The following is an 11,744-nucleotide window of genomic DNA, read 5'->3' on the forward strand; positions in this document are numbered from 1 at the left end:
TTGACAATTAGGGAACAAAACTAATATCGCCAACAATACCAGAGGTGTCACCCCTATCTCTTGAAAGAGTGGCATCATACTTACCTGAGCCTTCTTGATAATTATCTTTCGGGTGCACATAATTGTGAACTGTCGCTTGACCTTGGGCAGTGATATCTCCTACTAGACTAGTGTTATTAAAGACCAGACGACTGCCATCACTGGACTTCCAAGTACCAGCAATACTATCAAACTGACCACGCGCTACAGCACTCACATCCATATCCACGGTGGTTACTTGCATATCCGTTTTAGCTTGAGCTTGACTGCTAGATTGACTACTTGAAGCTTGACTATCACTTGAGCTCTTTGGCGCTTGGGATTGACTGGCTGAAGATTGACTCTCGTTTGAAGATTTAGGAGCTTGGGACTGGCTACTTGAGGAAGCTGATGAACCCTTTGAAGATGATGACTGAGACTGACTGCTACTCGAACTTGGGGCAGAAGCCTTTTGACTACTTTGCGTGCTTGAAGACTCCGCCTTTGAACCCGAAGATTCCTTGACCTTAGCACTAGACTTGCTAGTCTTACCGCTATCTTTACTGGATGTTTTAGCCTTACTTGATGAGGTCACCTGGCTGCTCTTAGGCGTCTTATCTGCTGAACTCGATTCCTTATGGCTGGAACAGGCCGTCAGCAAAGCCGCTGAGGAAAGGGTAACCATGGAAAGCACGATTGCTTGGGAAAATTTGTTTTTCATAATTATTTCCTCATTTCTAGTCTATCGTAAAAAGTAAAGAAAGGACCTATGTTACAAGGGAACATCGGGTTCTCTCTACTTTTAAGGGAACAATCTTTTCTACAATTTCATTATATCATTTTCTAATGTAAACGCTAACATATTAGGGTTGTAAATTCTAAAAAAGACATGAAAATCTCTTGAATCCTTGTGATATAATGGAGACAAAAATTGAAAGTTATATCATGACAGTCTATCTTCTAGCACAAGTATTCTCAGCCATCGGAGCTCTCTGTGTCGCTATTTCCTCTTTTGCAAAATCAAAAAATAAGATGCTGGTCTGGCAAATTACCGACTACATTTTTACTGCTATTGCCAACCTCTTATTGGGTGGCTATACCGGTGCTTTAACCATTAGTATTTCCATCATACGTAATAGCTTGATGGTCAAAAAGAAGATGACCAAGACTATCTTGACCATCCTCATCGTTATTCAAATCATTGTAGGAACCTATCTCAATCAACTTGGACTTATTGGCTATCTGCCAATCATCTCTTCAGTCTCTTATAGTTTAGCCATTGCCATCACACGAAACCTTCAGTGGCTTCGCTGGGTCATCATTGAGAATATGTTACTCTGGCTAATTTACGATTTGACCATTAAGGCCTACCCCGCTGCTATCACTGACGTCACGATCACACTAACTACCCTCATTGCCATTATCAAAAATCGAAAGACCTTTAGCAAACAATAAAGCTAAAGGTCTTTTTCTTATAAAGCCCAAGTACGAATGGCGTGTGCCACACCTGCTTCGTCATTTGTCAAGGTCACATACTTACACAACTCTTTAATGTCGTCACTAGCATTACCCATGGCAACACTCTGACCGACGAATTGAAGCATTTCAAGGTCATTAGCAGCATCACCCAGAGCCATGATTTGATCTGGAGAAATTCCAAGTTTTTCAGCTAAATGCTTAAGTCCACTGGCCTTAGTTGCCCCCTGTGGCATGATTTCAAAGATATAGTCTTGGCTACGAACTGTGCTATAGCTTTGATCAAGTCTGTCTTGCACAGCGTTTTGGAAGGCGTCCAAAGGTTCAGTATCAGCCATATACATGGCTTGGAAAATCACTTGCCCTTCCGCAAAGATTTCTTCCAAACTTCTAGCCTTCGCTTCTGTGAAAACAGTACCAGCATCATAAGCTACTAGCTCAGGCACTTCATCGCCCACAACATAGTAAGTCTTCTCACCAGTCAAGGTTAGAGCCACCTCTGGAAAGTCTTCGCAAGCCTGCAAGAGTTCTTCCATCTCAGAGCGAGATAAACTTTCATATTGAAGCAACTTCCAATTTTTTGTCTCATAAGTTGAACAGCCATTATTCATGATAATGTACTCTTCTTCACTCAGTCCTAATTTCTCAAAATGCGGAAGAATGCCTGAACGCGGGCGTCCTGTACAAAGGACAATTTTGATACCTGCCGCAGCTGCTTCTTGAATAGCCTTAATATTCTCGACAGGAATCTCTTTTTGGCTATTTAAGAGTGTTCCGTCCATATCTATTGCAATGAGTTTCACTTGGTTCTGATTCATTTTACTCTCCTTCGACCCTAATAAGTGTCATAAATGGTTAACTGGTATTGTTCAATGATGCTGTTTAATTTGTCTCCGTAGGTTGTGTCCGTAGCGTAGACCCCTGTTAGGGCAGCTGTCGCATCCTTATAATTCTTAGTATTGGAACGGTGCACCCCTACATAGTAGCTCCCCTCAAGGAAATCCACATAGTCCTGTAAAGAATTTTCCACAGAACCATAAGAACGAAAAGCCGCATCAATATAGTAAGGATTGCCCTTACCATCATCCTCCCAGGTCGGTAGGGTCACACTTTGACCATTGTAGTCCCCCTTAATCCCAAAGAAGTTATAGGACGGCTTCTGACTCAAAGTAGATTGTCCAGAGTCGGATTCCAAGATGGCCTGAGCAATCATGACAGATGCATAAAGATCGTTTCTAGCTGCCAAATAGCGGGACGTCTCGCCAATCTCGGCAATAAAAGCAACCGTCCTCTCATCTGTAGATGTCATGTTTTTTTCCATAGTCAACTTTGGAAAATTCAAACTAGCTAGGAGTCCCAATAAGGCAAATAGGCCAATAAAAATCAGACTCCACTTTTGGAAAAATTTAGGAAAGAGCAAGAAAGACTTCTGTTTCTTTTTAGTTTTCTTAGGTCTAGCTTTAGACTTACCTTTCTTTTTTCCTTTTGCCAATCGGTCACCCCCTCAATCATACTAACTCCTCTAAGTATATCAAAATTCACTAAAAAAGACCCAAACCAACCGGTTTAAGCCTTCATTATATTAAATGGCGTCTCCACCACGTTCGCCTGTACGAATACGGATAACATCATCAATAGGAACAATAAAAATCTTCCCATCACCAACTTCTCCTGTCGCCACGGCGCTCCGAATGGCATCAACAACTTCGTCAACCGCCATATCCTTAACTACAATTTCAACCTTAACCTTAGCTAATAAGGTAGGAACAATGCGCTGTCCACGAACAAACTCTGCAAAGCCACGTTGATTACCATAACCTAGAACTTGACTTACAGTCATCCCCTTAGCCAAGCCACTACCAGTCAAGGCATTTTTCAAATCTTCCAATTTATCCGAACGAATAATCGCTTCTACTTTTTTCATCTGTATTCTCCTACGAATCTAAGCCCATAAAGGTTGGATAGGCTGTCTCTTTGTGTTCACAGTCATCAAGACCAATAGCTTCATCACGGTCACTAACACGCAAAGGCATATAATGAGCAATTACTTTAATAATACCATAGGTCACAAGAGCAGACCAAATAGCTGTAAAGATAATAGCTAAAATGGTCACAATAAAGAGATGGGCCTTTCCATAAATCAAGCCAATATTGGCCTTATCTAGGGCTAAATCCGGTGTCGTAAAAATCGCGGTAGCCAAACCACCAAAGATTCCTCCAACGCCGTGGCAACCAAAAGCATCCAAAGCATCATCATAGGCAAAACGTTTCTTCAAGACAGAAATAGCATAGAAACAAATCGGACTAACCATAAGACCAATTAGAATAGCGCTCCAAATTGAAACAAAACCTGCTCCAGGTGTGATTGCAACCAGTCCTGCCACCAAACCGGTTGAACCACCAACCAAGGATGGATGTCCTGTGACATGTTTTTCAATTGCCAACCATGAAAACATGGCTGCAGCAGCTGAAACATGGGTGGTTACTAGCGCGTGCACTGCCAAGCCATTAGCAGCCAAGGCTGATCCTGCATTAAAGCCAAACCAGCCAAACCATAAGAGACCCGCTCCCAATAGGACAAAAGGAACATTATGAGGACGGTGTTCTAAAATGCCAAAATCACGACGTTTACCAACAACGATTGCCAAAACCAAGGCCGATACCCCCGAGGTAATATGAACCACATCACCACCTGCGAAGTCAATTGTCCCCCATTTAGCAAGGAGCCCTTCGTCCCAAACCATATGTGCAAATGGATAGTAGACAAGAAGTAACCAAAAGACAACAAAGATGGCTAAAGGTGTAAAGCGCATCCTTCCTACTACTGAACCCGTCAAAATCGCCACACAGATAATCGAAAACATCATCTGAAAAGCAGCAAACAGCATATCAGGAATGGTTAGACCACGACTTGAGGCAGTTTCAGACACGCCATTTAAAAAAAGGTGACTGAAATTACCGAAGATATTCCCATGACCGCCAAAAGAAAGCGAGTAGCCAGCAACAATCCACAAGAGGGAAGCTATAGCTAAGGGAAGAACAGACATCATCATGGTATTGATAACATTCTTACGACGTCCAAGCCCACCATAGAAGAAGGCCAAGGCCGGTGTCATCAAACAAACCATGGCTGAACAAATCAATATAAAGGCACTGCTACCTGTATCCATGAAACCACTCCAATTCACAAATTATTCTATGTCAGATAATATAACACAAAAATATGAGATAAACAAGCGTATTTACGGAATTTTTTGATAATTCTTTCTTTTCTGACATCTTATGTCGCCACAAAAAAAGAGCCTCTTAAACCCCATGGAAAAGGTTATAAAGCTCTTGTCTGTTTATTTTTCGCTCTTTAGCAACGGTTTTTATAGCCTGATTAGGTTTCATGCCAGAAGCAATTAAAGCTTCAACAGCCTCTACTGGCGTAACATCTGATGTTAGATTTTCTTCCCTATTATTTTCAGAAGCTCCAGCCACAATCAGTAAACATTCTCCCTTGAGAGGATTACTAGCAATATAATCTAAAATTTCTGAAATTGACCCTCGCTGGTACTCTTCATAAAGCTTGGTTAATTCTCGAACTAGCGTTACTTGACGATTGCCATAGACCTCATGAATATTTTCAAGGGTATCCGCCACACGGTATGGTGACTCGTAAAAAATCTGTGTCTCAGGATAAGATACTTTTTCCTTGAAGAAATCAATCTGCTGTCCCTTTTTACGAGGCAGGAAGCCATAAAAAATATGAGGTTGGGGTGCTAAACCACTAGCAATCAAGGCTGTAATACCAGCTGATGCTCCCGGTAAGGCCACCACAGGAATATTCTCAGCAATGGCGGCTTTGACCAAATCATGCCCAGGATCCGAAATGGAAGGCATACCAGCATCAGAAACCTGAGCCAAAGAAAGACCTGATTTCAAGCGCTCCAGTAAATCTGGAATTTTCTCATAGGCATTGTGCTCATGGAAAGAATACTGCTTGGTTTCAATCTCAAAATGCTTGAGCAAGAGACCCGTATTGCGCGTGTCCTCCGCACAAATAAGATCCACCTCTTTCAGGATTTGCACACTACGAAAAGTCATATCCTGCAAATTTCCAATAGGAGTAGGAACCAGATAGAGGGTACCGTAACTAGATTGCCCCTTAAAACTCTTTTGAACCTGCATGTTTAGTCTCCGTACAACAATTCTGCACAGAAGCCGCAAGCTTCATTATTGTCACGACGTTGGCCGTAGAAATCTGGACAAATATGGAATCCATCATCGTAAATAGCCTCGAGGTTCACCTTACCATGAGACATTTTAGTTCCTGTCTCCTCTTGAACCACTTGACTCAAGTGCTCACGCAACTTGTCATTTTCCAACTTGAGGGCCGTATTTTCATCAAGAATCCCTGAGAAGTTCGCCTTAATTGCTTCCACTTCTGCCAACATCGACATCAAATTTTGTGATAATTCCTCGAATTTATCATACAATTCACGCTTTTCCATTTAGCTGAACTTCCTCCACTCCATAAGTTAGGGGCGCACGCCCTTTTTCAAATAAAACCTTAATGGTCCCTGCAATCACATCAATGGCAACGACCTGACCCGTGCCATCCTTGGTTTCAATTTCATCACCCAAGTCAGGATAACTCGCCTTGCTATCTCGGTAAAAGTCATCTTCATAACTGAGACAACACATAAGTCGACCACAGACCCCATTCATCTTACCAGAATTCAAAGATAAACTCTGATTTTTAGCCATCTTAATCGATACTGGTGGGAATTCACCCAAAAAACTAGAACAACAAAGTGCTCGGCCACAAGGTCCTAAGCCACCATAGATTTTTGATTCCTCACGACTTGAAATTTGACGCAACTCAATACGTGTCTTAAAGTAAGAAGCCAGATCTTTGAGCAACTGACGAAAATCTACCCGTTTTTCAGCTACAAAACTGATTAGCACATAAGAGTTATTTAATGGAAAGACAATATCAACCACCTTCATATCTAGCTGATTTTGAGCAATTAATTCAGCCACTACTCCCATACTCTTTTCAGCCTTCAAAAGATTTTCCTCATATCTAGCAAAATCTTTCTCTCCTGCCAATCCTTCAACCCGATTCAGATCCGCAGGTAAACTAAGCTCAGGAAAATCAGTGTTTTCCATGACAACCTGGGCTAGGCGCTTATCTTTTTTCTCCAAAACGACTACAAAGTCATCTTTGGCGTAATTTTTATCAGGAACAACGTATTCTACTGCTCCAGTTTCTTCAAATTTTATTCCAATGACTTCTGTCATGATAATACCATATACTCCATCGCATTTTGAAAGCTAACATTAGCTAGCCACATTTTTCGTGCCTCATAAACTAAGTCTAGCCATCGTCTTGCTTGTGGATTTTGTATATCCTTCCCCAATTGATAAGTTAAAAAAGCCCAGACCATCTCTTGTTCCGACTTTTCACTACACTGGACAGCCAGTTTTGCAACGTCCAAATAAAGCAGGTCCTGATTAGATAGCAGGGACTGTGTGAAACGCTCTACTGTATTAATCAGATCAAGAATCTTATTATCTTTAGCTAAGTCTAAAGCCTGAACATCATCTTTAGCAAAGTCAGCCAACACTTTGGCTTGTGTCAGCAACAAACCTTCCTTCTGCAACAACTCTTCCAGATAAGCCCGATTCTTTGGAAAATAAAAGAGTTGAGCCCGGCTTTTAATCGTCGGTAACATACGACTATCATCAGCTGTCAAAAGAAAAATATAAATCTGACTTTGAGGTTCTTCAATAAACTTTAATAGACTATTAGCAGCATTGACGTGCATCTTATCTGCATCCCGAATGATAAAAAACTGAGCCTGCCCCTCAAAACTCGATTGACTAAACTCTCTAGTCAACTGACGAATCGTGTCCGTCTTAATAATCTGTCCTTGTGGCTCTACTAATTTAACATCAGAAAAGTCCCCCTGTGCAATCAAACGACAGGGACGACAGTGACCACAAGGTAGACCATTCTCAGGAGTCAGACAAAACCGACTCTGTGCTAGCCAAATAGCCATGTCGAGACTTCCAAAATCACCCGAAAACAAATAAGCATGACTCAAACGATTTTCTCTGATAATTTGTGAAAACTCTTCAAATAGTTTGCTTTGACTTTCAGCTAACTTCATCTTGCTCCTTATAAATAGTCTTTAATTACATTCCAAGCTTGCTCTACAACATCCTCAAAATCCTGTGAGGCATCAATTAGCTTGATACGTTCTGGTTCAGCCTGTGCCAAATCCAAATAACCTTGACGTACACGCTGATGTAGGTCAAGTTTCTCTAAATCCAACCGATTGACTTCACGTTCGCCGCTAGCTGCAATGCGGTCCAAACCAGTCTCAGAATCCACATCAAACAATAGGGTCACATCAGGTTTATACCCATCAGTCGCATAGGCATTTAACCAGGCAATCTCATTCTGATTCAAGCCACGACCAGTACCTTGATAGGCAACTGATGAATCAATAAAGCGATCCATGATGACCATATTGCCCTTTTCAAGCTCTGGCAAAACCTTCTCAACCAGATGTTGACGGCGAGCAGCAATATAGAGCAAGAGCTCTGTCTTAGCATCCATAGCCGTATTATCTACATCCAGAATAACCTCACGGATTTGCTCTGCAATAGCTACTCCTCCTGGTTCACGTGTCGTCACGACTTTGGCTGGATAGGCTTCTCTAAGACGAGGTAAAAGTGCCTCCAAAACTGTTGTCTTTCCAGCACCATCTGGCCCTTCGATTGAGATTAATAACCCTTTTGACATGATACTTCCTTTTTGATTTCTTTACTTTCTATTTTATCAAATTTTAGCTCAAATGAACAATCAAGGGCAAAAGAAAACAGAGGTTTCTAAAAACCCCTGTTTCTATCTGAATACTTCTGACCATGCCGATTGCAGGTTTCGAACCTGTGACCTACGCGTTACGAGTGCGTTGCTCTACCAACTGAGCTAAATCGGCTGACACAGTCATTCTAACACTATGTCCTAAAAAGTCAAGTTCTGTATGAAATTTACAAAAAAGAACTTGGACTAGCCAAGCTCATTCTTTTCTTACAATGATTTGTAAAGTTGACTTGCATTTTCAACAGTGAATCCATATTCTTTAAAGATACGGTCACCAGGTGCTGAGGCACCCCAAGTATCAATAGTAAGTGTTTTACCTGCAAGACCAACATATTTGCCCCAACCAAAGCTAGTTCCAGCTTCGATAGCCAAACGTTTTGTCACAGCTGCTGGAAGAACTTCTTCTTTATATGCAGCATCTTGTTCATCAAAGAGATTTTGTGATGGCATTGAAACAACACGGACATGCACTCCTTCAGCTTCAAGAGCCGCTTGAGTATCAAGAGCCAATTTCACTTCAGAACCTGTCGCAATGATGATACCATCAAGATCACCTTTAGCTTCTGAGATGATGTAAGCCCCTTTATTGACACCAGCTTCGGCATTTTCAGCTGTACCATCAAGGACTGGCAAGTTTTGACGTGTCAAAACTAGCATTGTTGGACGTTCAGTCTCAGCCAAGGCACGTTTCCACGCAGCATTAGTTTCATTACCATCTGCAGGACGGATAACGTTAAGGTTAGGCATTGAACGCACACTTGCCAATTGTTCGATTGGTTCGTGAGTAGGTCCATCTTCACCAACTGCTACTGAGTCGTGTGTCATAACATAAGTTACTGGCAAGTTTTGAAGAGCTGCCATACGTACTGCTGGAAGCAAGTAGTTTGAGAAGACGAAGAAAGTACCACCATAAACGCGAGTACCACCATGAAGAGCAATACCATTCATCGCTGCAGCCATAGCAAACTCACGTACACCGAACCAAATATTACGTCCAGCATAGTTGTCTGGTTGGAAATCAGACTCAGCCTTAACCATAGTATTGTTAGAAGCTGAAAGGTCTGCAGAACCTCCCCAGAATGAAGGAACTTGTTCAGAAATCTGTTGGATAGCTTGTTGGCTTGACACACGGCTAGCTACTGCTGAACCCAATTCATGAGCATTCAAGTCAACGTGTACAGGTTCATTCGCAAAGGCAACCTTGTATTCAGCAGCCAATTCTGGATAAGCAGCTTCATATTCTGCAAATTTAGTTTGCCAAGCATTTTCAGCAGCTTCACCACGGAATTTAATACCAGCTTCGAAACGACGAGCGACTTCATCTGGAACTGTAAATGCTGGTGCATCGTAACCGTAAACACCTTTTGCGTGATCAATACCGTCTTGACCAATTGGAGCACCGTGGACAGCCGATGTTCCTTGTCCTTCAGCTCCGTAACCAATGATTGTCTTAACTTCGATGATAGATGGTTTATCTGTCTCAGCTTTAGCTTCTTCGATTGCTTTAGCGATAGCTTCCAAATCATTACCATCTTTGACAAGAATGTGTTGCCAACCATAAGCCTCAAACTTAGCCTTAACATCTTCAGTGAAAGCCATTGAAGTCGGTCCATCAAGTGAGATATCATTTGAATCGTAAAGAAGTACCAACTTACCAAGTTTAAGGTGACCAGCAAGACTAGCAGCTTCTTGAGAAACACCTTCCATCAAACAACCATCGCCATGGAGAGCATAAGTATAATGGTCAACAATATCAAAACCAGGTTTGTTAAATTTAGCAGCCAAATGTGCTTCAGCCATTGCCATACCTACTGCATTAGCAATCCCTTGACCAAGAGGACCTGATGTTGCTTCAACACCATCAGTATGATCAACTTCAGGGTGACCCGGAGTCTTAGAACCCCATTGACGGAAGTTCTTCAAATCATCCATTGATACATCATAGCCTGAAAGGTGCAAGAGACTATAAAGCAAAGCAGAACCATGACCTGCAGAAAGAACAAAACGGTCACGGTTTGTCCAGTTACGGCTAGTCTTTGGATTAACATTCATCACATGGTTCCAAAGTACATAAGCCATTGGCGCTGCACCCATAGGAAGACCTGGGTGTCCAGAATTCGCGGCTTGAATTGCCTCGATCGAAAGCGAACGAATAGTGCTGACCGCCATTTGGTCAATTGCATCAAAAGTCATGATTCTAACTCTCCTTTTTTGGAAAAAAATACGGAGCATACAGACTATTAGCATCTGAGCTCTAGTTATACTACTTTCATTATAGCATATTATCTGTCTCTTTGGGCAATCCAATTCTATTTGTCAAACCCTAAACCTATAAAATAGAGCACCTAAAGCGTTCGTTTTTACAAACCTGCACCATTTGTCTTATCCCAAGCAATTATTTATAAAGCTATTCATCAAAAAACAAAAAAGCCGAGGAAAACCCCGACTTTATGTAAAATTATTTAACGAAGTCAAGCAATGCCAAGAAGCTTTCAGCTTCAAGTGAAGCACCACCAACAAGAGCTCCGTCAACGTCTGGACAAGCCATGTATTCAGCAACGTTTTCAGGTTTAACTGATCCACCGTATTGAACACGTACTTTGTCAGCAACTTCTTGACCAAAGTCAGCAGCTACAACGTCACGAACAACTTTACACATTTTTTGTGCGTCGTCTTGTGAAGCTGATTTACCAGTACCGATAGCCCAGATTGGTTCGTATGCGATAACTGTTGAAGCTACTTGTTCTGCAGTCAATCCAGCAAGAGCAGCTGAAACTTGAGCACCTACGAATTCTGCTGCTTTACCAGCTTCGTAAGTTTCAAGTGATTCACCACAACAGATGATTGGAAGCATACCGTTAGCAAAGATTGCTTTTGCTTTTTTGTTGATGTCTTCATCAGTTTCGTGGAAGTAGTCACGACGTTCTGAGTGACCGATAACAACGTAGTCAGTACCGATTTCTTTCAAAACTTGTGGGCTAGTTTCACCAGTGAAGGCACCAGCATTTTCAAAGTAAGTGTTTTGTGCAGCAACTTTAAGGTCTGAACCTTTAGCAGCAGCAAGTACAGCTGTCAAGTCAACTGAAGGAGCTGCGATACCAGCTTCAACAAGATCTGATGAAGGAAGTTTTGATGCTACAGCTTCAACGAATGCTTTTGCTTCTTCTGGATTTTTGTTCATTTTCCAGTTACCAGCGATAAATGGTTTACGTGACATTTCACATACCTCTTCTTTTATTTATTTACTCGTTTATTTTATCACAAATCCCTTACTATTACTAGGATTTTAGGAAAATTCCGAAAACTCAGCCTGCTTTATGTGTATTTATCACTATCAAAACTTAGATTAAGCATCTAAAACACGTCAAAA

13 protein-coding genes and 1 tRNA gene are annotated in these 11,744 nt (G+C 41.6%); 1 reads left to right on the forward strand and 13 read right to left on the reverse strand.

Annotation, left to right across the window (positions count from 1 at the left end; genetic code table 11):
• Positions 1 to 7: 7 nt before the first annotated feature.
• Positions 8 to 739: a hypothetical protein gene (locus V471_RS00110; protein WP_232326834.1), complete on the reverse strand. Its 732-nt coding sequence runs from the start codon at positions 737 to 739 to the stop codon at positions 8 to 10.
• A gap of 224 nt (positions 740 to 963) precedes the next feature.
• On the opposite strand from V471_RS00110, the gene V471_RS00115 reads away from it, so the two are divergent.
• A complete protein-coding gene (locus tag V471_RS00115) occupies positions 964 to 1,473 on the forward strand; it encodes a YgjV family protein (RefSeq protein WP_049529420.1) in 510 nt (169 codons plus the stop codon).
• A gap of 17 nt (positions 1,474 to 1,490) precedes the next feature.
• Here V471_RS00115 and V471_RS00120 read toward each other — a convergent pair whose 3' ends face one another.
• The 12 genes from V471_RS00120 to tpiA all read right to left on the reverse strand — a co-directional run bounded on the left by V471_RS00120 (position 1,491) and on the right by tpiA (position 11,591).
• Positions 1,491 to 2,312, reverse strand: a complete 822-nt coding sequence (locus V471_RS00120) for a Cof-type HAD-IIB family hydrolase (protein WP_049553886.1) — start codon at positions 2,310 to 2,312, stop codon at positions 1,491 to 1,493.
• 17 nt (positions 2,313 to 2,329) lie between these two features.
• Positions 2,330 to 2,986: a glucosaminidase domain-containing protein gene (locus V471_RS00125; protein WP_004183048.1), complete on the reverse strand. Its 657-nt coding sequence runs from the start codon at positions 2,984 to 2,986 to the stop codon at positions 2,330 to 2,332.
• 90 nt (positions 2,987 to 3,076) lie between these two features.
• Positions 3,077 to 3,418, reverse strand: a complete 342-nt coding sequence (locus V471_RS00130) for a P-II family nitrogen regulator (protein ID WP_002886165.1) — start codon at positions 3,416 to 3,418, stop codon at positions 3,077 to 3,079.
• A 10-nt stretch (positions 3,419 to 3,428) separates the two neighbouring features.
• The gene (locus V471_RS00135; RefSeq protein ID WP_013991001.1) at positions 3,429 to 4,664 is read right to left on the reverse strand and encodes an ammonium transporter; all 1,236 of its coding nucleotides are present in this window, start codon (positions 4,662 to 4,664) and stop codon (positions 3,429 to 3,431) included.
• 136 nt (positions 4,665 to 4,800) lie between these two features.
• Entirely contained in the window at positions 4,801 to 5,667 is an 867-nt protein-coding gene (rsmI, locus tag V471_RS00140) for a 16S rRNA (cytidine(1402)-2'-O)-methyltransferase (RefSeq protein WP_084870971.1), read from the reverse strand.
• A 2-nt stretch (positions 5,668 to 5,669) separates the two neighbouring features.
• The gene (gene yabA / locus V471_RS00145; RefSeq protein WP_002887582.1) at positions 5,670 to 5,990 is read right to left on the reverse strand and encodes a DNA replication initiation control protein YabA; all 321 of its coding nucleotides are present in this window, start codon (positions 5,988 to 5,990) and stop codon (positions 5,670 to 5,672) included.
• Positions 5,977 to 6,783: a regulatory iron-sulfur-containing complex subunit RicT gene (ricT, locus tag V471_RS00150; protein ID WP_084870972.1), complete on the reverse strand. Its 807-nt coding sequence runs from the start codon at positions 6,781 to 6,783 to the stop codon at positions 5,977 to 5,979. The genes yabA and ricT overlap by 14 nt, the downstream gene beginning before the upstream one ends.
• On the reverse strand, positions 6,780 to 7,655 hold the full coding sequence (locus V471_RS00155) for a DNA polymerase III subunit delta' (protein WP_084870973.1): 876 nt from the start codon (positions 7,653 to 7,655) through the stop codon (positions 6,780 to 6,782). The genes ricT and V471_RS00155 overlap by 4 nt, the downstream gene beginning before the upstream one ends.
• A gap of 8 nt (positions 7,656 to 7,663) precedes the next feature.
• Positions 7,664 to 8,293, reverse strand: coding sequence for a dTMP kinase (gene tmk / locus V471_RS00160; protein ID WP_070438794.1), 630 nt, complete (start codon positions 8,291 to 8,293; stop codon positions 7,664 to 7,666).
• Between the two features lie 123 nt (positions 8,294 to 8,416).
• Positions 8,417 to 8,489: transfer RNA gene (locus V471_RS00165), tRNA-Thr, on the reverse strand.
• A 92-nt stretch (positions 8,490 to 8,581) separates the two neighbouring features.
• On the reverse strand, positions 8,582 to 10,567 hold the full coding sequence (gene tkt / locus V471_RS00170; RefSeq protein ID WP_084870974.1) for a transketolase: 1,986 nt from the start codon (positions 10,565 to 10,567) through the stop codon (positions 8,582 to 8,584).
• 265 nt (positions 10,568 to 10,832) lie between these two features.
• On the reverse strand, positions 10,833 to 11,591 hold the full coding sequence (gene tpiA / locus V471_RS00175; protein ID WP_084870975.1) for a triose-phosphate isomerase: 759 nt from the start codon (positions 11,589 to 11,591) through the stop codon (positions 10,833 to 10,835).
• Positions 11,592 to 11,744: the final 153 nt, after the last annotated feature.

Source organism: Streptococcus salivarius, assembly GCF_002094975.1.
GTDB classification, from domain to species: domain Bacteria; phylum Bacillota; class Bacilli; order Lactobacillales; family Streptococcaceae; genus Streptococcus; species Streptococcus salivarius_D.

Bases quoted from the DNA above. Each gene is read 5' to 3' on its own strand.
- V471_RS00110 (WP_232326834.1), bottom strand. From the start codon at position 739: ATGAAAAACAAATTTTCCCAAGCAATCGTGCTTTCCATGGTTACCCTT.
- V471_RS00115 (WP_049529420.1), top strand. From the start codon at position 964: ATGACAGTCTATCTTCTAGCACAAGTATTCTCAGCCATCGGAGCTCTC.
- V471_RS00120 (WP_049553886.1), bottom strand. From the start codon at position 2,312: ATGAATCAGAACCAAGTGAAACTCATTGCAATAGATATGGACGGAACA.
- V471_RS00130 (WP_002886165.1), bottom strand. From the start codon at position 3,418: ATGAAAAAAGTAGAAGCGATTATTCGTTCGGATAAATTGGAAGATTTG.
- V471_RS00135 (WP_013991001.1), bottom strand. From the start codon at position 4,664: ATGGATACAGGTAGCAGTGCCTTTATATTGATTTGTTCAGCCATGGTT.
- rsmI (WP_084870971.1), bottom strand. From the start codon at position 5,667: ATGCAGGTTCAAAAGAGTTTTAAGGGGCAATCTAGTTACGGTACCCTC.
- yabA (WP_002887582.1), bottom strand. From the start codon at position 5,990: ATGGAAAAGCGTGAATTGTATGATAAATTCGAGGAATTATCACAAAAT.
- ricT (WP_084870972.1), bottom strand. From the start codon at position 6,783: ATGACAGAAGTCATTGGAATAAAATTTGAAGAAACTGGAGCAGTAGAA.
- V471_RS00155 (WP_084870973.1), bottom strand. From the start codon at position 7,655: ATGAAGTTAGCTGAAAGTCAAAGCAAACTATTTGAAGAGTTTTCACAA.
- tmk (WP_070438794.1), bottom strand. From the start codon at position 8,293: ATGTCAAAAGGGTTATTAATCTCAATCGAAGGGCCAGATGGTGCTGGA.
- tkt (WP_084870974.1), bottom strand. From the start codon at position 10,567: ATGACTTTTGATGCAATTGACCAAATGGCGGTCAGCACTATTCGTTCG.
- tpiA (WP_084870975.1), bottom strand. From the start codon at position 11,591: ATGTCACGTAAACCATTTATCGCTGGTAACTGGAAAATGAACAAAAAT.